The sequence below is a fragment of the Bradyrhizobium sp. Ghvi genome (genome assembly GCF_900115265.1).
Lineage (GTDB): Bacteria > Pseudomonadota > Alphaproteobacteria > Rhizobiales > Xanthobacteraceae > Bradyrhizobium.
The window spans coordinates 24,196-46,920 of record NZ_FOVU01000005.1; the positions used below are offsets into that span (position 1 = coordinate 24,196).

At 60.8% G+C, this 22,725-nt stretch carries 22 protein-coding genes; 18 read left to right on the forward strand and 4 right to left on the reverse strand.

Annotated elements, in window-relative coordinates:
• From BM374_RS19545 to BM374_RS19590, 10 genes are all read left to right on the forward strand, one after another.
• The gene (locus BM374_RS19545; RefSeq protein WP_092295108.1) at positions 1-324 is read left to right on the forward strand and encodes a TrbC/VirB2 family type IV secretion system protein; all 324 of its coding nucleotides are present in this window, start codon (positions 1-3) and stop codon (positions 322-324) included.
• Positions 324-587 carry a VirB3 family type IV secretion system protein gene (locus BM374_RS19550; protein ID WP_092295110.1) on the forward strand — a complete coding sequence of 88 codons (264 nt, stop codon included), beginning with the start codon at positions 324-326 and terminating at the stop codon, positions 585-587. The genes BM374_RS19545 and BM374_RS19550 overlap by 1 nt, the downstream gene beginning before the upstream one ends.
• A 10-nt stretch (positions 588-597) precedes the next feature.
• Positions 598-3,039: a conjugal transfer protein TrbE gene (trbE, locus tag BM374_RS19555; protein ID WP_092295112.1), complete on the forward strand. Its 2,442-nt coding sequence runs from the start codon at positions 598-600 to the stop codon at positions 3,037-3,039.
• Positions 3,036-3,767 (forward strand): P-type conjugative transfer protein TrbJ, encoded by a 732-nt coding sequence (gene trbJ, locus BM374_RS19560; RefSeq protein ID WP_092295114.1) that lies wholly within the window; start codon positions 3,036-3,038, stop codon positions 3,765-3,767. The genes trbE and trbJ overlap by 4 nt, the downstream gene beginning before the upstream one ends.
• The gene (gene trbK-alt, locus BM374_RS19565) at positions 3,767-4,138 is read left to right on the forward strand and encodes a putative entry exclusion protein TrbK-alt (protein ID WP_092295116.1); all 372 of its coding nucleotides are present in this window, start codon (positions 3,767-3,769) and stop codon (positions 4,136-4,138) included. The genes trbJ and trbK-alt overlap by 1 nt, the downstream gene beginning before the upstream one ends.
• Positions 4,135-5,364 carry a P-type conjugative transfer protein TrbL gene (gene trbL, locus BM374_RS19570; RefSeq protein ID WP_092295118.1) on the forward strand — a complete coding sequence of 410 codons (1,230 nt, stop codon included), beginning with the start codon at positions 4,135-4,137 and terminating at the stop codon, positions 5,362-5,364. Before trbK-alt ends, trbL begins: the two co-directional genes overlap by 4 nt.
• A 94-nt stretch (positions 5,365-5,458) precedes the next feature.
• Positions 5,459-6,142, forward strand: coding sequence for a conjugal transfer protein TrbF (gene trbF, locus BM374_RS19575; protein WP_092295120.1), 684 nt, complete (start codon positions 5,459-5,461; stop codon positions 6,140-6,142).
• Positions 6,139-7,173 carry a P-type conjugative transfer protein TrbG gene (gene trbG / locus BM374_RS19580; protein ID WP_177248417.1) on the forward strand — a complete coding sequence of 345 codons (1,035 nt, stop codon included), beginning with the start codon at positions 6,139-6,141 and terminating at the stop codon, positions 7,171-7,173. Before trbF ends, trbG begins: the two co-directional genes overlap by 4 nt.
• Complete coding sequence (locus BM374_RS19585; protein WP_092295124.1) at positions 7,170-8,381, forward strand: TraB/TrbI/VirB10 family type IV secretion system protein; 1,212 nt, start codon at positions 7,170-7,172, stop codon at positions 8,379-8,381. Before trbG ends, BM374_RS19585 begins: the two co-directional genes overlap by 4 nt.
• A gap of 3 nt (positions 8,382-8,384) precedes the next feature.
• Positions 8,385-8,630: a DUF2274 domain-containing protein gene (locus BM374_RS19590; RefSeq protein ID WP_092295126.1), complete on the forward strand. Its 246-nt coding sequence runs from the start codon at positions 8,385-8,387 to the stop codon at positions 8,628-8,630.
• Here BM374_RS19590 and BM374_RS19595 read toward each other — a convergent pair.
• From BM374_RS19595 to BM374_RS19605, 3 genes are all read right to left on the reverse strand, one after another.
• Complete coding sequence (locus BM374_RS19595; protein ID WP_092296850.1) at positions 8,597-9,556, reverse strand: LysR family transcriptional regulator; 960 nt, start codon at positions 9,554-9,556, stop codon at positions 8,597-8,599. The two genes, BM374_RS19590 and BM374_RS19595, sit on opposite strands and share 34 nt — an antisense overlap.
• Before the next feature lie 83 nt (positions 9,557-9,639).
• Positions 9,640-10,272, reverse strand: coding sequence for an acyl-homoserine-lactone synthase (locus BM374_RS19600; protein ID WP_092296853.1), 633 nt, complete (start codon positions 10,270-10,272; stop codon positions 9,640-9,642).
• 84 nt (positions 10,273-10,356) lie between these two features.
• Complete coding sequence (locus BM374_RS19605; RefSeq protein ID WP_244552637.1) at positions 10,357-11,097, reverse strand: LuxR family transcriptional regulator; 741 nt, start codon at positions 11,095-11,097, stop codon at positions 10,357-10,359.
• A gap of 1,545 nt (positions 11,098-12,642) precedes the next feature.
• Between BM374_RS19605 and BM374_RS19610 the strand changes: the two genes are divergently transcribed.
• From BM374_RS19610 to BM374_RS19640, 7 genes are read left to right on the forward strand one after another with little or no spacing between them, the layout of a single operon-like run.
• The gene (locus BM374_RS19610; protein WP_092083579.1) at positions 12,643-13,416 is read left to right on the forward strand and encodes an enoyl-CoA hydratase-related protein; all 774 of its coding nucleotides are present in this window, start codon (positions 12,643-12,645) and stop codon (positions 13,414-13,416) included.
• Positions 13,417-13,455: 39 nt separating this feature from the next.
• Positions 13,456-14,319: an FAD binding domain-containing protein gene (locus BM374_RS19615; protein WP_092295130.1), complete on the forward strand. Its 864-nt coding sequence runs from the start codon at positions 13,456-13,458 to the stop codon at positions 14,317-14,319.
• A 6-nt stretch (positions 14,320-14,325) separates the two neighbouring features.
• A complete protein-coding gene (locus BM374_RS19620) occupies positions 14,326-14,808 on the forward strand; it encodes a (2Fe-2S)-binding protein (RefSeq protein ID WP_092295132.1) in 483 nt (160 codons plus the stop codon).
• Entirely contained in the window at positions 14,805-15,566 is a 762-nt protein-coding gene (locus tag BM374_RS19625) for an N-acyl homoserine lactonase family protein (protein ID WP_092295133.1), read from the forward strand. The genes BM374_RS19620 and BM374_RS19625 overlap by 4 nt, the downstream gene beginning before the upstream one ends.
• The gene (locus BM374_RS19630) at positions 15,559-17,961 is read left to right on the forward strand and encodes a xanthine dehydrogenase family protein molybdopterin-binding subunit (protein WP_244552638.1); all 2,403 of its coding nucleotides are present in this window, start codon (positions 15,559-15,561) and stop codon (positions 17,959-17,961) included. Before BM374_RS19625 ends, BM374_RS19630 begins: the two co-directional genes overlap by 8 nt.
• Entirely contained in the window at positions 17,954-18,703 is a 750-nt protein-coding gene (locus tag BM374_RS19635; RefSeq protein WP_092295135.1) for an SDR family NAD(P)-dependent oxidoreductase, read from the forward strand. The genes BM374_RS19630 and BM374_RS19635 overlap by 8 nt, the downstream gene beginning before the upstream one ends.
• An 11-nt stretch (positions 18,704-18,714) precedes the next feature.
• Positions 18,715-20,256, forward strand: a complete 1,542-nt coding sequence (locus BM374_RS19640) for a class I adenylate-forming enzyme family protein (RefSeq protein WP_092295136.1) — start codon at positions 18,715-18,717, stop codon at positions 20,254-20,256.
• 15 nt (positions 20,257-20,271) lie between these two features.
• Here BM374_RS19640 and BM374_RS19645 read toward each other — a convergent pair whose 3' ends face one another.
• Positions 20,272-21,189, reverse strand: coding sequence for a winged helix-turn-helix transcriptional regulator (locus BM374_RS19645; RefSeq protein ID WP_244552639.1), 918 nt, complete (start codon positions 21,187-21,189; stop codon positions 20,272-20,274).
• 307 nt (positions 21,190-21,496) lie between these two features.
• On the opposite strand from BM374_RS19645, the gene BM374_RS19650 reads away from it, so the two are divergent.
• Positions 21,497-22,723 carry an ABC transporter substrate-binding protein gene (locus BM374_RS19650; protein ID WP_092295138.1) on the forward strand — a complete coding sequence of 409 codons (1,227 nt, stop codon included), beginning with the start codon at positions 21,497-21,499 and terminating at the stop codon, positions 22,721-22,723.
• The last annotated feature ends 2 nt before the right edge of the window (positions 22,724-22,725 follow it).

Genomic DNA, 22,725 nt, shown 5'->3' on the forward strand with positions numbered 1-22,725 from the left:
ATGCGTCAGCAATTTCGTTTTCTTCGAGGTGCATCGTTGGCTGCCTTCGGCACGGTGCTTTTGGCAGTTCAGCCGGCATGGGCGGCTGGCTCGAACATGCCGTGGGAGCAACCACTCAATCAGATCTTGCAGTCGGTTGAAGGTCCGGTCGCCAAGATCATCGCCGTTATCATCATCGTCGTGACCGGGCTCACGCTCGCGTTCGGGGATTCGTCCGGTGGTTTCCGCAGGCTGATCCAAATCGTGTTCGGTCTGTCGATCGCGTTTGCGGCTTCGAGCTTCTTCCTGTCGTTCTTCTCCTTCGGCGGCGGCGTGGTGGTTTGATGGATGAACCGGTCACAGGCTTTGTCGTGCCCGTTCACCGCGCGCTCACTGAGCCGATCCTGATGGGCGGCGCGCCGCGGTCGGTCGCGATCGTCAATGGCACGCTTGCGGCAGCCCTTGGGCTCGGATTGCGGCTCTGGATCGCGGGTCTTGTCCTCTGGTTCATCGGCCACATGGCCGCCGTCTGGGCCGCCAAACGCGATCCCGCCTTCGTCGATGTGGTGCGCCGACATCTGCGCATTCCAGGCCATCTCAACACCTGAGTTCTCGGTCATGATGAACCTTGCCGAATATCGTCATTCCAACGCGCGTCTCGCCGACTTCCTGCCCTGGGCAGCCCTCGTCGACGAGGGAATCATCCTGAACAAGGATGGCTCGTTCCAACGGACAGCAAAGTTCCGGGGGCCTGACCTCGATAGCGCGGTACCGGCCGAACTTGTCGGCGTCGCCGGTCGCCTGAATAACGCCCTGCGCCGTCTGGGATCTGGTTGGGCCGTATTTGTTGAGGCGCAACGTCATTTTGCTGGGGCCTATCCTCCGAGTACATTTCCGGATGTCGCGTCCGCGCTGGTCGATGCCGAACGCAGGGCCCAGTTCGAAGAGGCCGGCGCTCACTATGAGTCCAGCTATTTCCTAACCTTCCTCTGTCTGCCGCCGGAGGAGGGAGCCTCCAGGGCGGAGCGCCTGCTCTATGAGGGCCGCGATCGGACTGTTGGCGCAGACGCGCGCGAGGTGCTGCGCGGGTTTATCGATCAAACCAACCGCGTGCTGCAACTCGTCGAAGGGTTCATGCCGGAATGCGGCTGGCTCGATGATCAGGACACGCTGACCTACCTGCACTCGACGGTCTCAACCAAGCGTCACCGCGTTCGAGTACCCGAGATTCCGATGTATATCGATGCGCTCTTGTCCGACCAGCCGTTGACCGGCGGGCTAGAGCCGATGCTGGGTTCAGCGAACGTGCGGGTCTTGACGATTGTCGGCTTTCCGGGCGCGACGACCCCGGGGATCCTGGACGACCTGAATCGCCTGGCATTCTCGTATCGTTGGTCGACGCGCGCAATCATGCTCGACAAGACCGACGCCACCAAGCTGCTGACCAAGATTCGGCGGCAGTGGTTCGCCAAGCGAAAGTCCATCGGCGCCATTCTCAAGGAGGTCATGACGAACGAGGCGTCGACGCTGCTCGATACCGACGCACACAACAAGGCGCTCGATGCCGACGCGGCGTTGCAGGAACTGGGGTCGGATCAGATCGGACAAGCCTTTGTTACGGCGACCATTACCGTCTGGAACGGCGATCCCGGTGCTGCCGATGAAAAGCTGAGGCTGGTCGAGAAGGTCATCCAGGGCCGCGATTTCACCTGCATGATCGAGACGGTGAACGCCGTCGAAGCCTGGCTTGGCAGCCTGCCGGGGCATGTCTATGCGAACGTGCGGCAGCCACCGGTATCGACCCTAAACCTCGCCCATATGATTCCAATGTCGGCCGTGTGGGCCGGCGAGGCGAGGGATCTGCACTTCAAGGGTCCGCCGCTTCTGTTCGGCAAGACCGAGGGATCAACGCCATTTCGATTCTCGCTCCACGTCGGCGACGTCGGTCATACCCTTGTGGTGGGACCGACGGGTGCTGGAAAATCAGTCCTGCTAGCGCTGATGGCGCTACAGTTCAGGCGTTACCCGAACTCTCAGGTCTTTGCGTTCGATTTTGGCGGTTCAATTCGTGCGACCGCGCTCGCCATGGGTGGCGACTGGCATGATCTCGGCGGTGCATTGTCGGACGGAGATGAACAACCCGTCGCCCTGCAGCCGCTGGCCTGGATTGATGATCCTTCCGAGCGCGGATGGGCGACGGAATGGATCGGCGCGATCCTGGCACGGGAAAAAGTCGAGGTCACCCCGGAGGTCAAGGACCATCTGTGGTCGGCGCTGACATCTCTCGCTTCGGCGCCGAGGGAGGAGCGCACCCTGACGGGCCTGTCAGTCCTGCTCCAATCAAATTCTCTGAAACGCGCCTTGCAACCTTATTGCCTCGGCGGACCTTCCGGGCGCTTGCTCGATGCCGAATTCGAGCGCCTTGGCGAGGCCTCTGTCCAGGCGTTTGAGACCGAAGGCTTGATCGGAACGAGTGCGGCGCCGGCCGTGCTGGCGTACCTCTTCCATCGGATTGGTGATCGTCTCGATGGCCGGCCGACACTCCTTATCGTCGATGAAGGTTGGCTTGCCCTCGATGACGAGAATTTTGCGGGACAACTCCGGGAATGGCTGAAGACGCTTCGGAAGAAGAACGCGTCCGTCATCTTCGCCACACAGTCGCTTTCGGACATTGATGGCTCCGCGATTGCGCCGGCTATCATCGAAAGTTGCCCAACACGCTTGTTGCTGCCGAACGAACGAGCGATCGAACCGCAGATCACTGCGATCTACCGCCGCTTTGGCCTCAATGACCGGCAGATCGAACTTTTGAGCCGGGCAACGCCAAAGCGCGACTACTACTGTCAGTCCCGTCGCGGCAACCGGATGTTCGAACTCGGGCTTGGTGAGGTGGCACTCGCCTTCACCGCAGCCTCTTCGAAGACAGGCCAAGCGACCATCACGCAACTCCTGGCCGAGCATGGACCTGACGGCTTCGTGCCGGCCTGGCTTCAGCACCGCGGCGTCGCATGGGCGACGGATCTGATCCCGAATCTGGTCAATCTGGAGAAATCGCTATGAAGCGATTTGGTTTATTGGCGACCGCTGGCACCATCGCCCTGACGTTCGGCGCCGCGGTGCCCGCGCGAGCGCAGTGGATCGTCTTTGATCCGAACAACTACGTTCAGAACGTCCTGACCGCTGCGCGGGAGCTCCAGCAGATCAACAATCAGATCACCTCGTTGCAGAACGAGGCGCAGATGCTGATCAATCAGGCAAAGAATCTGGCAAACCTGCCGTACTCGTCGCTGCAGCAACTGCAATCCTCGATCCAGCGGACCCAGCAATTGCTGGCCCAGGCCCAGCGCATCGCATACGACGTGCAGCAGATCGATCGCGCGTTCTCGACCAGCTACGCGCCAGCCACCAGCAGCCAGTCGAACCAGTTGCTGATCTCTAACGCTCAATCGCGTTGGCAGAATTCCTATGCCGCAACGCAAGACGCGCTTCGCGTCCAGGCCGGCATCGTTGGTAACCTCGACACCAATCGCATCCAGACGTCCGCCCTCGTAAGGTCGAGCCAGAGTGCCAGTGGCGCCCTGCAGGCAACTCAGGCCGGTAACCAGATCCTCGCGCTTCAAGCTCAACAACTCGCCGATCTGACGGCGGCGGCGGCGGCGCAGGGCAGGGCGCAGAGCCTGGAAGCGGCCCAACGCGCCTCGGCCCAGGATCAGGGACGAGAACAGCTTCGGCGGTTCCTGACACCTGGGCAGGGCTATCAATCATCCAACGTGCAGATGTTCCACTGATGACCGAGGTAAGGGCATTCAAGGCATTGTCGCTGCTCACGACAATCGGCGTGCTGGTCGTCGCTGCCTGCACGATTCAGCTTCGTGGCGGAGACGAGTCTCCGGCAGCACCGATGGCGGAGCAGAGGACCGATACATCCAGCTCCGACCTCGCACACTGCCGCGGCGTCACTCCGCAGGAAACGGCCGGTTATCGGCATTGCAAGCAGGTTTGGGACGAAAACCGGCGCCGCTTTCTTGGCAAAAGAACCGGTCCGGCAGACCCTGGCCAGGACGATTCCGCCGCAGGTCTGGCGCCCGCCCCAAAGGATCAGAGCCGGATCCCGCAGGGATATCCGAACCTTGTGGCACCTGAGGCGAGCAGACCATGACTGGCCCGGGGATCATTGACCAGTTTCTGGAAACGTTCACGCGTTATATCGATAACGGCTTCGGGTTGCTGGGGAGTGACGTCGGATATTTGGCGACAACCCTTGCGACGATCGACATTACGCTTGCGGCGTTGTTCTGGAGTTGGGGAACGGACGAGGACATTATCGCGCGCCTCGTCAAGAAGACGCTCTTCGTCGGTGTCTTTGCCTGGCTCATCGGCAACTGGAATAGCCTGGCGCGGATCGTCTTCGAGAGCTTTGCCGGGCTTGGGCTGAAAGCATCCGGCGCAAGCCTCTCCGCGGCAGATTTCCTGCGACCGGGAAAGATCGCTCAGGTTGGACTCGACGCCGGCCGACCGCTGCTCGATTCGATCTCCAACCTGATGGGCTACATCAGTTTCTTCGAGAATTTCGTCCAGATCGTCGTTCTCCTGTTCGCCTGGGTCGTGGTGCTACTCGCCTTCTTCATTCTGGCGATCCAGCTCTTCGTGACCCTGATCGAGTTTAAGCTCACGACGCTCGCTGGCTTCGTGCTCATTCCCTTCGGATTATTTGGCAAGACTGCGTTCGCGGCGGAACGGGTCCTCGGCAACGTCATATCCTCTGGAATCAAGGTTTTGGTCCTGGCCGTCATCGTCGGCATCGGATCAACTCTCTTCTCGCAGTTTACCGCTGGCTTCGGCGGCGCACAGCCGACCATTGAAGACGCGATGACGCTGGTGCTCGCGGCGCTCACCTTACTGGGTCTCGGTATCTTCGGTCCGGGTATCGCAAACGGCCTTGTGTCAGGCGGACCGCAACTCGGCGCCGGCGCCGCGGTTGGAACAGGCCTTGCTGCCGGCGGCATTGTTGCGGCGGGCGCAGGTCTTGCCGCCGGCGGTGCTGGTCTCGCTGGCGGCGCGATTGCGGGCGCCGCGCGTAGTGGCGGAGCTGCGATGAGCGGAGCGTCAGCGGCCTACCGCAGCGGCGGCCTTGCCGGCGTCGCGGAGGCCGGCGCTTCCGCTGCCATGAGCCCGTTGCGTCGTGCAGCGGCTGCGCTCGGTGGCGGTGGGCAAACCAGCGCGCAGTCCGCCAGCACGTCGGCCGACGGGCAGCCCGATTGGGCGCGGCGCATGAAGCGTGCCGAGACTATTCGGCACGGGGCGTCGGCAGCCGGCCACGCGGTCCGCTCAGGCGATCACGGTGGAAGCGGGTCTTCTGTCGATTTGTCTGAAGGAGAGCGCTGACTCGCAGCATCACCTTCCCAATAACTGCGCGGCGTCTCGAACGCGGACACCGCTCGACTCGAAACCGATCACTTGATCCCAGGGGCAACCATCGATGTTCAAACGACCTTCCGTTCACTACGGGCGCATGCCCGAGCCGATCACGCCGTACCAAAAGGCAGCGCAGGTTTGGGACGAACGCATTGGATCTGCCCGCATGCAGGCCAAGAACTGGCGCTTGATGGCCTTCGGCTGCTTAGTGCTATCGGCCGGTCTCGCAGGTGGCTTGGTGTGGCAATCGAGCCAAGGCTCGATCACGCCGTGGGTGGTTGAAGTGGACCATCTCGGCCAGGCACAAAGGGTTGCGCCGGCAAACATCGACTATCAACCCACTGATGCGCAGATCGCCTACCATCTGGCGCGTTTTATCGAGGATGTCAGAGGCCTGCCGGCCGACGGCATCGTTCTGCGCCAGAATTGGCTCCGCGCTTATGATTTTACGACGGATCGTGGCGCGGCTGCGCTGAACGACTATGCGCGCAACAATGACCCCTTTGCGAAGCTGGGCAAGGCTCAAATCTCCGTAGACGTCTCGAGCGTCATTCGCGCGTCTTCGGAGAGCTTTCGCGTCGCGTGGACCCAGCGAGTCTACGACAACGGCTCTCTGAGTTCGACCGAGCGCTGGACTGCAATTCTCTCGATCGTGATCGAGACACCCCGCGATGCCGAACGCCTGCGCAAGAATCCCCTTGGCATCTACGTCCGCGCCATCAACTGGTCAAAGGAGTTGAGTCAGTGACCAAGACGCCGTCTGACGTTCATTCGAGGTACACCGTCCCGCGCAGCAGGATCAGTCCGACTTGGCCCGAATTCTTGACCGCGAAGCGAGCAGTCTTGTTTGCTCTCCTGCTTGGTTCCTCGGCGCTCGGTGGGTGCGCGACCTACATACCGCCGGAGATCAGCTATGACGCTGAAGTGCCTCCGTTACCGGCGACGCCTGTGGTTCTCGACGACAGATCGCGGGCGCTTCACGTTCCACCCCTCTGGAAGCCGGCCCTCGGCGGCAAGTCGGGAGGAAAGGAAGACGTTGAACCCGTGAGCCGGGTTGAAACGGCAAACAGCGCAGCGCGGGTCGAACCGCGCAAGCGGGGGTATTTCAACGCAGCGCAAATCTACGCCTACAGTCCTGGGGCGCTCTATCAGATTTACGCCGCACCGGGGCAGATCACGGACATCGCGCTCGAGGAAGGAGAGCAGTTAACAGGATCAGGGCCCATTGCGGCAGGAGACACCGTACGCTGGGTCGTGGGGGATACCGAGAGCGGGAGCGGCGACACGCGTCGCGTCCATATCCTTGTTAAGCCAACCCGCGCATCGATTGAAACCAATCTCGTCGTCAATACCGACCGGCGCACCTACCTGATCGAGCTCCGCTCCCGCGAGCGGCCCTACATGCCATCTGTTGCCTGGTATTATCCGGAAACAGCGCGCGAACGATCCCGTTCAGTCGCTCTGAAACCCGTTCTTCCGGATCCGGCGCAGCGTATCTCCCGCTACGCCATCGAAGGGGATAGTCCTCCCTGGCGGCCGCTCGCCGCATATGACGATGGACGCAAGGTCTATGTCGAATTCCCTAAAGGTATCGTCCAAGGTGAGATGCCACCCCTCTTTGTCATCGGCCCTGAGGGCAAAGCCGAACTCGTCAACTATCGCGCCTACGGCAACGTGTTGATCGTCGATCGGCTGTTTGCAGCTGCCGAACTCCGGCTTGGCAGTGAGCATCAGCAGAAGGTCAGGATTGTCAGGACCGACGCGAGGCCGTCGTCATGAATACCCCGAGTGAAAGCAATCACGAGCAAGCAATTCCGCCGCAGACACAAGAGGAGCAGTCGAGGAGCTTCCGCCTGAGAGCAGAGCATCCGCGCGTGACACGGTTGTCGCGAAAAGTCCTGGCTGGAGGGAGCGCGGTTGCTCTGTTTGTCATCGGTGGAGCGGTCCTGTGGTCGCTGCAGAACAACCGTTCCCGAAACCAGGCGGCCGATGAGCTTTACAGCACCGAGCATCACAATGTTGCTGACGGCATCACGACGCTGCCGAAGGACTACGCTGGCGTTCCGCGCCAGACAATCCCGCAGCTTGGGCCGCCGCTTCCCGGAGACCTCGGTCGACCGATCCTTGCCGCTCAAGGCCAGTCGCCGACGATCGGCGCTGATCCGGAACAGCAGCGCCGAGATCAAGAGACCGAAGCAGCCCGCATCAGCCATTTGTTCGCGTCGACCAATGGACGAGAAGTGCGTCCGCCCAGCACTGCGGCAGTTGGAAGCGACCGTGTCGTGCCACCGAACATAACGAGCACTGGCGACGATGGGTCTGCGCAGAACGGTCAGGACCGCAAGCTTGCCTTCGTCAACGCAACCGTGGACCGTCGCACAATCAGTCCTGACCGTGTCACCAGGCCAGCTTCACCATATATCGTGCAGGCCGGGACGGTCATTCCGGGAGCCCTGATTACCGGAATCAGATCGGACCTACCAGGCCAGATTACGGCGCAGGTCACCGAGAATGTCTTTGACACACCGACAGGACGCGTTCTGCTTGTGCCTCAGGGAGCGCGTCTGATCGGGATCTACGACAGTCAGGTCACATTCGGCCAGTCCCGGGTCTTGCTGGTCTGGACACGGCTGATAATGCCGAATGGACGTTCCATCGTTCTCGAGCGGCAGCCCGGCGCTGATACAGCAGGCTACGCGGGCCTGGAAGACCAGGTCGACAATCACTGGGGTGAGCTGTTCAAGGCTGCGGCACTATCGACCTTTCTAGCGGTTGGAACCGAACTGGGGGCCGGCTCGGACACCAACAGCAACGACAGCGCCATCATCCAAGCATTGCGACACGGCGCCTCGGATTCACTGAACCAGACAGGACAGCAGGTAGTTCGGCGTAGCCTCAACATCCAGCCCACTCTGACCGTGCGACCCGGCTTCCCGGTTCGCGTTGTCGTCAACCGTGACCTCATACTTGCGCCATACGGAGGATAGGGGATGCCCAAGCTGAGAATAGGATCTCTGCCAGACGACAAGCCGGTCAAGGTCACCATTGAGCTTCCAGCATCAGTGCATCGGGATCTCGTCGCCTATTCAGAGGCCGTCGCACGCGAAAATGGGCAGCGCGTCGATGCGGCGAAGCTAATCGCGCCGATGCTAGCGCGCTTTATGGCCACGGATCGCGGATTTGCAAAGGCGAGACGAACCGATCATTCCACAAAAGCCGGCGGAGGTGAGGGATAGCGTTCTGCCAACAGACTGAGGAAACGCTTCAGGGCCGGATTCCCATTGTCGTCGCGCCAATGCGCATAGAAGTCCACCCGGCTTGGTCCCGCGCCGTCCTGCAACTCCCGGTACACAAGGCCAGCAAAACTTGCACCAATATCGGACTCCATCACCAGGCTGAGCCCCATGCCCATACTCGTCAGACTCTTGATGATGCCACGGCTTACATCATGGCGCTCCACCTTGGGTCGGTCGTCGAGTAGCACGAGTTTGGAGATCAGGAGATCCTCGAATTCTCGTCCAGGATCATACTCGCTTAAGAGGATTTTTTCGTTACGCAAATCGGTCCAATAAATGATCTCGCGAGATGCTAGGCAGTGGTTCTGAGGCAGCGAGATCAGGATCCGTTCGCTCCACAGCAGTAGTGATCTGGTGTCCTTTGACTGCTGACGTCCAGGGCTAACTACAACATCGACGGTACCGTTACGGAGGGCAGTCATCAGGCGAGAGCGAGAGCGTTCCACGGTCACCAACTCGAGTTGCGGGAGCAGCTTCTTGAACTCACCTATCGTCGCGCGCAAGTTGCCGGTGGACATCGACGTGTAGAAGCCAATGACAATATGGCCCGTGTCGCCGCGACCACCGGACCGTCCTGTCGCGACGAGCATGTCGACTTGTTCCAAGATCAACCGCGCAATTCGGAGAACCGCTCGGCCAGCCAGAGTAGGCTTGATTCCCCCGCTCGAGCGCTCAAACAGTGAAGTCCCCAGCAGGTACTCAAGCTGGCCAATAGCGCGGCTGAAGGCGCTGTGCTTGATCGAAAGCGCTTCTGCGGCTCGTCGAAAGCTTCCGTAGTCGCACGCGATAACCGCCAGTCGAAGCTGTTGCAGGTCAATAGCTCGCGCTGCGGTTCGCTGATCGTTCGTGGTGTCAATTGCGGCCATGTTCATAACTCGGTAGGAAACCGCAAGACGCGACTTCCCCGCTCTGCGCGAGGACGTTTGTCTCGATGTCGGCGGGGATGGTTCTAGGCAGCCTCGGAGACTACTGGTGTCCAAAGAACCGGCGTCGAAAAACCGCCGGACTTACGAAGGCTGGCCAGAGTCCCACGCGAAATCTCAAGGTAACCCGCCACAGCCAAGGTGCTGCCGATTGCGGCGGGATTGCCAATGCGCCGCAGGGGCCAACCGGCTCGTCGAAGGATTCGTTCCATTCGGACATCCGTGACCGTAACGATGTCAGTGAGCTGCCGCGAAAGCCCAAACTCGACCATCCCTGCAAAAAGTTCATAAGCGGCACGAGTAATACCGTGATCTCCTTTCGGGGCGTCGGCAGCAACATCGATTGCAAACCTACTACTTTCCCAAACCTCAGGCGCTGACGGCGCAGGTTGGCCTCCAAGGAGCGCGGGAAAGACATCGCGAAGCATGGTCGGGCCGAGGGTGGGGAGAAGACGAACGGCGCCTTGAACTTGGCCGCTGGGGGACATCTGCACCAGGTAGATGGGGCTCAACGAGTCGAAATCATCAAGTTCCATGTCCCCGCTGGTTTGAACGTCCCACGCCATACGAAGCTTGAAAACACGATGCCGCAACTGATGCATCTCGACGAGAGAACTGGAAAACTCCCCATAGAAGGCCGGCGCGATCAACTGAATCATAGTCTTCTCCAAAAGAGGTCACGTCCTCTTTTGAAGCTGGATTGATGCCCTTGCATTACCTATAGTTGTAGGGGATGAAGCGTCCTAATTTTGCTTTTGTTTATTTGCAGCGGCCAGGAGCGTCGCTGCTTGAATGACCGTCCGAACACCTAGCTTTTCCTTTGCATTATTTAAATAGTCGGCGGCTGTATTTCTTGAGATCCGGAGGATTTGCCCTATCTCCCAAGCGCTTTTGCCTTGTGCGGCCCATTTGAGGCACTCAAGCTCTCTCCGAGATAGAGGCACGCGGTCAAAGGTCCCTCCGACTGATAACTTCCGACGAACGTGCGCATGGAAGCACATGGCCATGAGTTGAAGGACCCGCTCGTTGGATTGTATGCAGTGATCAAAAGACGCCCGTTTCTCGTTCGTTGCAAACGTAAGAGCTGCGACGGGTCGCGGCCCAATCTGGATGGGTATGGTAAAGCCGAACCGTATGCCGAAATCGAGTGCTTCGGCGAGCAACTCGCGTGCTTGAGTTGAAATCTCTCGGTCGGCCAAATCTAAGCCCCAGCGGAAAGGCTCGGGATGTCGGGCTGCCTTTTGGATAACGGGGTCAATGTGCTGATATTCGTTGAGCAGATAATGCGAGGTCCAAGTTTCTGGATAGGTAGAGATCAGCCGCGGCTTTCCTTCTGGGGTGTCTGCTAAAGAGAGATATGCGAAGCAAGACAAATCGAACTCGGCGGAAATGATTTTGATCGTCGAGCAGAAGTCTGAGGGACTCTCCGCGGCAAACAGCAAGTCGATGAAATTCTGGAATAGGCGGTGCATTGGTGTGGACACTGGTTACTGGTGAGCCGAGCGGCTGCGATAGCCGCTCATTCGCGCCGGCGAACCCTGCGCGAATGCTTGGCGGTTGTGAGACTCTTAAGGCATCAGGCACTGGTTATCGCCCAGGGAATTCGACGAGCGCTGCCTGCAGGTCACCCAATATAGTCGCGTGCCGCTGTTGGTAGGCGCGACTACGACGCGGCGGTCGGCTCGATTTATTGATTCGAGAGAGCCGTTGAAGAAACGGTACCCCCATCGATGAGCATGGCTCGGATATCCGACCTCGTCCCAAATTGGCGTCGAGTGATCCGGCTGCTACCTCGTGCAAGAGGAGTTTCCAAATATGAGTTCGATACTGCTCGATGAGAACAACATCGCGATCTTTGTGCCTGAGTGCTGCAGCAATCCGAACTAGCGCGATTTGTCTTCGCAGAAGCGCACATCCTTCCCAAAAAGCTCGAGAGCTTTGATTTTGGGGTTAGTCTGCGCTGTGCGGGAACCGTCCGACAAATGAGAACTTTGCAAGCATCGGTGAGCTACATTCACCTGGACGTCGTGGCCTTTCGGATTTCCTCGACTTGCCTAATCATCTCTGAGTTGAACGCCGTGAACCCCCGCGCGCGCGACGAAAGCTTCACGGGCGGGCCGACATGCCTCTTCAGAGCACGCCTGGATCGTCCGGTACCTCGCCGCCTTCAGGATCAGGCTGGAATTTTCCACTGCTGTATGCTGGGGATGGGGCGCTTTGGTCCGCTTTTCAATCTGTTTTGGTGCTGGCGTCCGCCAGCTGGCAGGTCGATCGCTCATGTCCTCTATGACAAGAACGTGCGAATCGAGTCCGGTTGTGACTTGGCCTTTTCGGGACCCCGAAGCGAAGGAAGGCTGTTCTCGCCCAAAGAGCCCGCAACGAAATCGCAATGGTTGCGCTCCCCGATTTGAACCTGCCTCTGGGTCGACGATCACGAGTGCGGGCGAGCAAGGCGAAGCAAACGTTCTCAAGCTTTCGATCGATGTCTGATGGCGTCGTTGTCGGGTCATTGTCTCAACAGCTTTTTGATCGGAGGCGAGCCGCACTTTTCGACGGTAGCTTAAATGGTAGGTTTTCAACGGGGCTTGACTGGCGCTCTCTCCGAGGACTGCCTCTGCGCTGTATCCAGCTGTTCGAAACGACATCAAAGCATGAACATAACGCGACGCGGTTAGTTCCGCGATGTCACCTGTAGTCGCCAGGTTGGAGGATGGAACGCGTTCAGGAACATGGTCCGAAAGCTCGAGTCGCTCGGCGTCAGCCTGGCCGCGGGGATCGCTCCTTCCAGCCTATTTCCGCCTGAAGTTTGGGCTGGCGCCCCTGTGCAGCACGGCCCCGGACGAAATAGGCTCGAATGCAAAAATCTGCATCCTTGGTTGATCGGGTGCCATTCCGATGCCGTCGACCGGCGCGATCGAAGCGCGTCAACGCGCTCTCCATCTTGACGCGTTCAATAAATCAGTCTACTTATGCAAGTGACGATAGGCATTCGGCTCAAAGGTCGGAGCTGTTCGGGAGGAGAGGCTTTCGTGAAAGATATAATCGTCGCGAAAAGAGACGGCATTGCGCGCGTCGCATTGAACCGGCCTTCGGCGAGGAACGCCGTCACGCTGGCGATGTGGCGTGAACTCGCGGACATCTTCTCACACTTCGCGAGCGACCGGGATGTTCGGGCGATCGTGCTGGCGGGCGAGGGAAAGGACTTTTCCGTCGGCGCCGATATCTCCGAGTTCGACAATATTCGGGACGACAAGCGACAGAGCGCCACGTACGAAGTTGCCGTCGATGCCTGTTCCGGCGCGATCGCAGCCTTAGGAAAGCCCGTTATTGCAACCATTTCCGGATATTGTCTTGGAGGCGGGTGCCACCTCGCATTGGCGTGCGACTTTCGCTTCGGTGATCGGACCGCGACAATCGGCATCCCGTCGGCGAAGCTCTCCATCGTCTATGGTGTTCGGAGCGTGCAGCGGTTGTTGGCGCTGACCGGTGTCGCAAACGCCAAGCGGATCCTTTACTCGGCGGACCGCTATCCAGCCGAGCAGGCGATGTCGATGGGATTGATCGACGAGATCCACGACGATGCGTCGCTCGCCACAGAACGCTTCCTGACGCGACTGGCGGACAATGCGCCCCTTTCAATCGCGGGTGCGAAGTACATGCTGAACGGGCTTTCGATGGGTGCCGGCGGCCTCGACTTGGCGGTGGCGCAGCAACTCGTCGACGTTGCGTCCGACAGCAACGACTTTAGGGAAGGGCGTCGCGCGTTTGCGGAGAAGAGAGCTCCGCGGTTTCGTGGCGAATAGCGATGGCAAACACCGAAACAGTCTTGGAGGGCAAATACGATGAAGCCTGCCAAGTTTGAGTATGTGGCGCCGACAACGGTGGACGCCGCGGTCGAAGCTTTGCGCGCGGCCAACGGTGAAGGCAAGGTCCTCGCCGGCGGCCAGAGCTTGATGCCGCTCTTGAATTTTCGGATGACGCGGCCCGCCGTGCTGGTCGATCTCAACGGCATCAAGGAACTGTCGTTCATCGAGCTGAGAGGCGATCACGTCGCAATTGGTGCGCTGACGAGGCATCGCGAGATCGAACAGTCGCGGCTGATTGCATCGAAGCTGCCCGTCATGGCGGCGGCCATGCGTCACGTGGCGCACCTCGCGATCCGCAATCGCGGGACGATTGGCGGCAGCCTGTCTCATTCGGATCCTGCCGCGGAACTGCCGATGCTCTCGCTGTTCTACGGCGCGAAGCTATCGGTTCAGGGACCGTCCGGCCGGCGGACCATCGCTGCCGAGGATTTCTTCGTCGACGCGCTGACGAATTGCCTGGAGCCCGAAGATATCGTGGTGGAGATCGAATTTCCGATCCTTCAACACGACGGATGGGCCTTCGAGGAAGTCGCTCGCCGCTTTGGTGATTTCGCACTTGCCAGTATCGCCGTCTCACTCCGACGCGCTGCTTCCACCGTCGAGGACGCGCGCGTTGCCGTGATGGGCGTGGCCGATACGCCGCTCCGGCTAAAAGAGGTTGAGGACCAACTCCGCGGCATCGCCATAGACGACCAGATGCCGGACCGATTTTCCGAGCTTGTCCTGTCCTGCGTGTCTGCAAATGGCGACCTTCACGCTTCCGCCGAGTACCGCCAGCACTTGCTCGGACAGTTGGCGAAGCGTTCCATGCAGACGGCCCTGGCCGCGAAAGGGTGGTGATCGGCGATGAGTACGACAGTATCGGTGACCGTCAACGGAACGAAGTACGACCTTTCGGATGTTGAGCCGCGGCTCCTGTTGTCCGACTTCCTGCGCGATATGCTCGGACTGACAGGCACTCATGTCGGATGCGAGCATGGAGTTTGTGGCGCGTGCACAGTGCTTGTCAACGGCGATAGCGTCCGCTCGTGCCTTATGCTCGCCGTTCAGGCCAAAGGTGCCGAGATCACGACCGTGGAGGGCCTCGGGACGCCGGAGCAGCTCAACGTCCTGCAGGCTCAGTTTCGCGAGCATCACGGGCTTCAGTGCGGCTTCTGCACGCCCGGCATGCTAATGACTGGCGAAGATCTGCTCCGGAAATATCCGCTGGCGACTGACGACGAGATCAGGGAAGGGCTGTCCGGCAATCTCTGCCGCTGCACCGGATATCAGAACATTGTCGCTGCGATCAGAGCTGCGGCCGCGTTACGTGCGGAGGGAACGTCATGAAGCTGAATTTCCTCTCCGCCGGGCGCCTTCGCATGAAGAAGAGCATCTATGTGACCGGCGCCGATCGCAGCGAGATGATCGATCTTCCTGTCAGTAGCGCCTTGATCCGGCACAAGCAGGGCAATGTGCTGTTCGATACCGGCTGTCACCCTTCGGTGGTGGATGGCGCCGAAGCTCGTTGGGGGACGCTTGCCAAGGTCATGAAGCCGTTGATGAGCGCAAGCGAGACGCTATTGCCGAGCCTTGCCTGCGTCGGGCTGGAGCCGGACGATATCGATGTCGTTGTCAATTCCCATTTTCATCCCGACCATTGCGGCTGCAATCAGTTCTTCCGCAAAGCGACGATTCTTGCCCACGCCAAAGAAATCGAGGCCGCAGGCGCGCAGGGTGCGGAAGCAGCGGGCTATCTCCGCGCGGATTGGGACAACGGCCAGCCCATCGAGCCCTTGCACGGCGAGAAGGATATTTTCGGAGATGCCAGTGTCGTCCTGGTACCCTTGCCAGGCCATACGCCGGGCTCGGTCGGTGCGCTGGTCAGCCTCGATCGCGACGGTCAGTTTCTGCTCGCGTCGGACGCGGTCAGCCTGCGTCAAAACCTCGATACCGATACCGCGCCTCGCAATACCTGGAACGTCGAGGAACAGCTGAAGACGTTCGCAGAAGTGCGGCGGATCGAGAACGCCGGTGCTGCGGTGATCTGTGGCCATGACGACCAACAGTGGCGGGGTCTGCGCAAGGGAACCGATGGCTATGAGTAACGACACGCGCGCTGAGCCATTGGACGTCATGCGACCGCGGAATGTCGGCGCGCCCATCAAGCGTACTGAAGACCCGCGGCTCTTGACCGGGCGCGGCGAATATTCGGCCGACCGAAAGCCGGATCGGTTACTTCATGTCGCATTCCTTCGCAGTGGGCAGCCGCATGCGTTGATCACCAGGATCGACACGGTCACGGCTCAGGCGGCGCCAGGCGTGATTGCGGTGTTGACTGCAGAGGGCATCGCCGGGGATTTCAAGCCGGTCATTCCGTTCTCGCGGATGCCGAACTATTACGCGACACCGATCGTGCCTCTGGCCATCGGCAAAGTCCGCTATGTCGGCGAGGCCGTTGCTGCCGTGATCGCGACCTCGCGATATCTTGCGGAGGATGCGCTCGAATTGATCGAGGTCGACTACGAGCCGCTGGACGCGATCGCGCGCGCAGAGCTCGCGGTCGTCGATGATGCGGTCCTGCTGCACGAAGAGGCCGGAACGAACGTCCTGATCTCGCGCGAATTCAAGAAAGGCGACGTGGTTGCCGATCTCCAGGCCGCGGCGGTCAGGGTCAGCGGCCGGTTTGAGATGACCCGAAAGGCACCGCTTGCAATGGAGCCGCGGAGCTATACGGCCGAGTACGACAAACGGCGAGATGCCGTCACACTTTACACCTCGTCGAATATTCCGGGCATCGTCCGCGACGCGATTTCCGAATCACTTGACCTTCCAGGCCACCGCCTGCGCGTGGTGGCGCCCGATGTCGGTGGCAGTTTCGGATCGAAGGGATCGCTCTATCCTGAAGAGCTCCTGATCTGTATCGCTGCGCGCAAGCTCGGCCGCTCGTTGAAATGGACGGCGGATCGACTGGAGGATGTTAGCAGTTCCAGCCAGGCCTTCGCCGAGGTCGTCAATGCCGAGATGGGCTTCGACGCCAACGGCGTCGCGACCTCACTGCAGGCGGATGTGATCGGCGATGTCGGGGCCTATTCGATCTATCCCTGGACCTGCGGGCTGGAACCGGTCCAGGTCGTCAGCTTCCTTCCGGGACCCTACAAGATCGCGTCGTACCGGGGCGCCGTCCGCGGCGTCGCCACCTGCAAGCCGCCGACCGGCCCTTATCGCGGCGTCGGCCGGCCGATCTCGACGTTTGTCGCCGAGAGCCTGATGGACCTTGGCGCCAGGGCGCTCGGCCTCGATCCGCTGGAAATCAGACGCCGCAACCTGGTGCGGGCCGAGGAATTTCCGTACCGGATCGCGTCCGGAATCATCTGGGACAAGACAGGCTTCGTCGAGTGCCTTGAAGCTGCTGCTGAGGCTGCTGGTTACGAACAGCTTCGCGTCGAGCAAGCGGCTGCGCGCAAACGGGGACGTCTGCTCGGCGTCGGCATCGCTTCCTACGCGGAATTGACCGGCATTGGCTCGCGGATCGCCGTTGCACCGGGCATGCCGATCAACACGGGTTCGGAGACGGCGAAGATCACCATCGACTCGACCGGCGCCATCACGGCGGCCTTTGGTGTCGCCTCTCACGGCCAAGGGCTTGAGACGACGCTGGCCCAGATCGTGGCCGATGATCTCGGCGCTCGCTTCGAGGACATCCGCGTCATCCAAGGCGACAGCGACGAGGTTCCGATGTCGACCGGAACTTATGCGAGCCGCAGCGCGGTGCTCGGCGGCGGTGCAGCCAAGCATGCCTCGCGGATCCTTCAGGACAAGATCAAGCGGGTCGCGTCTCATCTCCTGGAGGCGAACCAGGACGACATCGAGGTTTCCGGTGGCAAGGCTGCGGTTATTGGCACTGACCGCGCGGTGACCCTCAAGCAGGTCGCCAAGGCTGTTTATTCCGACATGAAGACGCTGCCGGTCGAGGCGCGTGAGGAACTGACGGCGACATACACCTTCGACCCGATCAACGGGACGACCGCAGCAGCCACCCATATCGCTGTGGTGGAAGTCGATCCCGCGACCTGCTTCGTCAAGATCCTGAAATACGTGGTCGCGGAAGACTGCGGGAGGATCATCAATCCGATGATCGTCGACGGCCAGGTGCACGGCGGCGTCGCGCAGGGCATCGGTGCGGCGCTGTTTGAGGAGCTCGTCTATGACGATGACGGCCAGCTCCTGAGCGCGAGCCTCGTCGACTATGTGATCCCCTCCGCGGCCGAAGTGCCGGTCATGGACGTCGTCCACATCGAAAGCGAATCGGCTGTGGCGGGCGGATTCCGCGGCATGGGCGAGGGCGGCACGATCGGTGCACCGGCCGCTATTGCCAATGCGATCGCCGACGCGCTGTCGCCGCTCGGGATCGACGTGTCCATTCTTCCGATGACTCCGGAGCGCATCTTCAAGCTCTTGGAGCAGGCCAGACTCAACACGAGAGGAAAAGCAGATGAGTGATCTCAAGGGACGTGTCGCCCTCGTGACCGGCGGCGGACGGGATGTGGGAGCGGCGATCGCCAAGCTGCTGGCGGAACACGGCGCCAGCGTTGCGGTCAACTATCACAGCTCAAAGGGTGAGGCCGAGGCGGTGGTCGCCGACATTGAGAAGGCCGGCGGCAAGGCCAAGGCCTATCAAGCCGATATTTCGGACGCCGACGTCGTTCGGAAGATGATCGCCGGCATCAAGAGCGATTTCGGCGGGCTCGATATCCTTGTCAACAACGCCGGGCTGGTGTTTCGCAAGCGCTTCAGCGAAAGCACGCCCGAGGACTGGAAGAAGCAGATCGACACCTGCCTGTACGGTGCGCTGAATTGCTCGCACAGTGCCGGGCCACTGCTTGAAGCATCCGGCCGCGGCCGCATCATTTCCATCATGGGTGACTCCTCGAGGGTTGGCGAGTCCGGCCTTGCACTCGGTGCGGCTGCGCGCGCCGGCACCATCGCGCTGATGAAGTCGCTGGCCCGCGAGTGGGGCCGTTCCGGCGTGACGGCCAATTCGATCTCGCTGGGCCTCATCGAAACCGCCCACGACAAGACCTGGGTCGATGCCAACCGCGACAAGCTGGTCAAGGCCTATGCGATCCGCCGATTGGGCCTGCCGTCCGACGTTGCACCGTTGGTCGCCCTGCTGGCCTCCGATGCGGGGAGCTGGATCACGGGACAGGTCATCAGCGTCAACGGCGGATACAGTATGGTCTAGGAGATACGACGATGCTGCACGTTGATCTAATCGCACCGATCGCAACGCTCTTTGATCGCCATGCGAAGCAGCGGCCCGACAAGGTCGCGTACTGGGATTCGTCGCGGTCCGTCACCTACGCGGAGCTTGCCAGGCGCACCGCCTCGATCGCGGTGAACCTGACGAAGGCCGGTCTGCGGGAGGGCGACAGGGTTGCGATCTATCTGCCCAATGGCGTCGATTGGATCGAAGCCTGCTTCGCCGCATTGCGTGCCGGGGCGGTCGTGGTGCCCATCAGCTTCGATGCCGCGGAAGGCGAGATCAGCTATCGCCTGACCGATGCCGGCTGCAGCCTGGTCATCACGGCTGCGGCGACGAAGGAGCTGGTCGCAAAGATCTGCAGTGATGCCGGAATTGCGCCGACTGTGATCTTTGCCGGCGCGGAAGCGGCTCGGGCCGGCACCGCGCTGGCGGATCTTTCGGCAGAGAGCAGCGCAATTCCACTCGATCCTGACGATATCGATCGCTCGTCCTTCATCATCTACACGTCCGGCACGACGGGCCGGGCGAAAGGCGTGCTGCTGTCGTTGCGCGGCATGCTGTGGATCGCGGCGGCATGCTGGGCGCCGATCTGCGAGTTGACCGACAAGGACGTCGTTCTGTCACCTCTACCGCTGTTTCACTCCTACGGCCTCAATCTATCGGTGCTCAGCGTGCTCGCGGTCGGCGCGAGCGAGCACATCATGGAGAAGTTTTCGCCGCAGCAGGCGCTCGATCTGTTGCAGACCGGCAAGTATTCGATCCTGCCCGGCGTGCCGACGATGTTTCACTATCTCCTTCACCGCGCGCAGGAAGCCGGGGTCGAACGCCTCGGCTCGGTCCGACTGTGCATTTCGGCCGGCGCCATCATGCCGGCCGTCCTGAACAACTCGTTCGAGAAGCAGTTCAGGACTCGGCTGCTGGACGGATACGGCATCACCGAGACGTCCACGATGGTCACGATGAACTGGCTGCACGGCGCGCGCCCGATGGGATCGTGCGGATTGCCGGTACCGGGCCTTGCCGTGCGCATCGTCGATCCATCCTCGCTTGAGGATGTCCCGATCGGTGAGGAGGGCGAGTTGATCGTGCGCGGGCCGAACCTGATGCAGGGCTATCACAACAAGCCGGCAGAAACGGCCTCCGCCCTGCGAAAGGGCTGGTACCATACGGGCGATCTCGCGAAGTCGGACGCCAGCGGCTATCTGACGATCACCGGCCGGATCAAGGAGCTGATTATCCGCGGCGGCCAGAATATCGCGCCAGCCGAGATCGAGGAGGTCGTCGTGCGGCATCCGCAGGTGACCGATTGTGCCGTGGTCGGCATCAGGCACGCCACGCTCGGTGAAGTGCCGTGCCTCTTTGTCGTGGCCAAGGCCAATGAGCTGGATGTCGCCTCACTGATGGACCACTGCAGGGCCCATCTCTCATCCTACAAAATCCCCGAAGCGACGCATCTCGTCTCGGAGATCCCGCGCACCGGCTCGGGGAAGATCATGCGCTTCAAACTAGTCGAAGCATTGAGCCGCGCCTAGGACAGGCGTGCAGGGCTATGAATCGACGGAACGCGGCCCCAGGGCACCAAACGCCTTGGGATCATAGGTCAGCCTGTAGCGCATGTCGGCGGCGACAATCGGCTGCTTGCAGCAGTCGCAATTCACCGACGCATGGAAATCGTGCCCGCAGGTCCGGTGGGTCAGCAGTAGGGGCGGCTTGCCCTTGGAGAGCCAACGATCGCCCCACCGCAGCATCGTGATAAAGGGCCCGTAGAGGTCCCGCCCCATGTCGGTGAGAAGATACTCATAGCGATCGGGCGAGCTCTGGTATTGCCGGCGGCGCAACACGCCGCTGGCGACAAGACGGTTGAGCCGGTCGGTCAGGATATTCGGTGCGATCTCGAGTTCGGTCAATATTTTGTCGTAGCGACGATTGCCGAAGAAGCCCTCGCGCACGACCATGAAGCTCCATTTGTCGCCGATGATCTCGAGCGCTCGCGACACCGAGCTTGGGCGGCCAAGCTGGAAGCGGTTGCCGTCGGAGGCCCTCCTTGTGTTGCGGCCGGCCTTGGCGGGATGGCGTCCGGCGCCCGGCCCGTCGCGGTATTTGGCATCGCGCGCTGTGACGCTTTCGCCACAATGCGAGCAGGCGACGATCGGGTGACTATCGCAGCCGCAGCTGACGTGGACCAGCGTCAGTGGTGCGGGCTTGCCGCCTGCGAGCCAGCGATCGCCGAACTGCATCAGGGCGATGAAGCTCGGATAGAGATCGAAGCCCATTTTGGTCAGGCGATATTCCTTGCGGAGCGACGATCCGGGCGCGACCTGACGAAAGATCGCGAGCTGCGTGAGTTTCCGCAGACGATCGGTCAGTGTTGCCCTGGGAATGCCGAGCGCCGCCCGGAACGCTTCGAATGTCTGCGTCCCGAAGAACGCCTCGCGGATGATCAGGAAAGCCCAGGCATCGGACACGATATCCAATGTGCGCGCAACAGAACAATTTCGTTCGCGCCTGGCGGCGCCAGCCTGGCTCGTGGCCGTTTTCGCCGTCCGTCGGGCGGAACGTTTCGTGGTCTGGGCATTGACGGCGGCTGGCATGTCTCGGGCAATCCGTATTCGCAGTCACCATTCAAGGGCCGCTTCACAAGCTCGGCCCGTTTAACACATCGGCGCGATTGACTCCCAGGAAAAATCAGTCTAGTTACGCATGTGACAAAAGTCTAGTTATGCATGTAATCGCGCGGATCGCGCCGCGGCTGATTTTCAAGGGAGGAGCGTCATGAAGGCTGGAGTGCAGACAATCTTGATCGCAGCCGCAGCGGCGGTCGCCTTCACAAGCAATGTCGCCGCGCAGACGGCTGCGGTTTCTGACGATGCCGTAAAGATCGGCGTGCTGACCGACATGTCGGGCCAGTTCTCTCACGAATCCGGTGAGGGGTCCGTAACGGCTGTAAAAATGGCGGTTGAGGATTTCGGCAGCAAAGTGCTGGGCAAGCCGATCGAGGTGCTGGTGGCCGATCACCAGAACAAGCCGGACACGGCCTCGGGGCTCGCGCGCAAATGGTTCGACGTCGATCATGTCGACATGGTCGCCAATTTGATCAATTCCTCGATCGCGCTCACCGTCTCCCAGCTTGCGCAGCAGAAGAACCGGATCGCCATCATCAATGGCTCCGGTTCATCGCGCCTCACCAATGATGCCTGCACGCCCAACAGCGTTCACTATGCCTACGACACCTACGCGCTCGCCCGCGGCACCGGCAGCGCGCTGATGAAGGCAGGTCAGAAGAGCTGGTACTTCCTGACGGCGGACTATGCCTTTGGACATGCGCTGGAAGCAGATACGACTTCGGTCGTGAAGAGCCTGGGTGGCGAGGTGGTCGGATCGACCCGATACCCGGTCGAGGCCTTCGATCAATCATCATTTCTGCTCCAGGCGCAGTCGTCAAAAGCCCAGGTCATCGGCCTCGCAGGTTCAGGCAATGTTCTCGTCAACTCGATCAAGTCGGCACAGGAGTTCGGGATCACGAAGGGCGGCCAGACGCTGGCCGGATTGCTAGTATGGATCACCGATATCAAGAGCCTCGGCCTTCGGACCGCACAGGGGCTCGTGCTGACCAACGCCTTCTATTGGGACCGCGACGACGAGACGCGGGCATGGTCGAAACGCTTCTATGAACGCATGAAGCGGATGCCACACATGGGCGATGCCGGCGACTATTCGTCGACCATGCACTATCTCAAGGCGATCGAGGCCGCGGGCACCGACGAAGCCAAGGCCGTGATGAGCAAGATGCGCGAAATGCCGATCAACGACTTCTTCGCCAAGAACGGTCGTATCCGCGAGGACGGGCGCATGGTGCACGACATGTATGTGTACGAAGTGAAGCAGCCGTCGGAGTCCAAGGGCGAATGGGATTTCTACAAGCTGCGCGAAGTGATCCCGGGCGAGCAGGCGTTCCGCCCGCTCAAGGACAGCCTCTGCCCGCTGGTCAAGAAGGGGTGACC

Coding starts and splice junctions, on each gene's coding strand:
- BM374_RS19545 (WP_092295108.1), top strand. CDS start 1: ATGCGTCAGCAATTTCGTTTTCTTCGAGGTGCATCGTTGGCTGCCTTC.
- BM374_RS19550 (WP_092295110.1), top strand. CDS start 324: ATGGATGAACCGGTCACAGGCTTTGTCGTGCCCGTTCACCGCGCGCTC.
- trbE (WP_092295112.1), top strand. CDS start 598: ATGATGAACCTTGCCGAATATCGTCATTCCAACGCGCGTCTCGCCGAC.
- trbJ (WP_092295114.1), top strand. CDS start 3,036: ATGAAGCGATTTGGTTTATTGGCGACCGCTGGCACCATCGCCCTGACG.
- trbK-alt (WP_092295116.1), top strand. CDS start 3,767: ATGACCGAGGTAAGGGCATTCAAGGCATTGTCGCTGCTCACGACAATC.
- trbL (WP_092295118.1), top strand. CDS start 4,135: ATGACTGGCCCGGGGATCATTGACCAGTTTCTGGAAACGTTCACGCGT.
- trbF (WP_092295120.1), top strand. CDS start 5,459: ATGTTCAAACGACCTTCCGTTCACTACGGGCGCATGCCCGAGCCGATC.
- BM374_RS19585 (WP_092295124.1), top strand. CDS start 7,170: ATGAATACCCCGAGTGAAAGCAATCACGAGCAAGCAATTCCGCCGCAG.
- BM374_RS19590 (WP_092295126.1), top strand. CDS start 8,385: ATGCCCAAGCTGAGAATAGGATCTCTGCCAGACGACAAGCCGGTCAAG.
- BM374_RS19595 (WP_092296850.1), bottom strand. CDS start 9,556: ATGGCCGCAATTGACACCACGAACGATCAGCGAACCGCAGCGCGAGCT.
- BM374_RS19600 (WP_092296853.1), bottom strand. CDS start 10,272: ATGATTCAGTTGATCGCGCCGGCCTTCTATGGGGAGTTTTCCAGTTCT.
- BM374_RS19615 (WP_092295130.1), top strand. CDS start 13,456: ATGAAGCCTGCCAAGTTTGAGTATGTGGCGCCGACAACGGTGGACGCC.
- BM374_RS19620 (WP_092295132.1), top strand. CDS start 14,326: ATGAGTACGACAGTATCGGTGACCGTCAACGGAACGAAGTACGACCTT.
- BM374_RS19625 (WP_092295133.1), top strand. CDS start 14,805: ATGAAGCTGAATTTCCTCTCCGCCGGGCGCCTTCGCATGAAGAAGAGC.
- BM374_RS19630 (WP_244552638.1), top strand. CDS start 15,559: ATGAGTAACGACACGCGCGCTGAGCCATTGGACGTCATGCGACCGCGG.
- BM374_RS19635 (WP_092295135.1), top strand. CDS start 17,954: ATGAGTGATCTCAAGGGACGTGTCGCCCTCGTGACCGGCGGCGGACGG.
- BM374_RS19640 (WP_092295136.1), top strand. CDS start 18,715: ATGCTGCACGTTGATCTAATCGCACCGATCGCAACGCTCTTTGATCGC.
- BM374_RS19650 (WP_092295138.1), top strand. CDS start 21,497: ATGAAGGCTGGAGTGCAGACAATCTTGATCGCAGCCGCAGCGGCGGTC.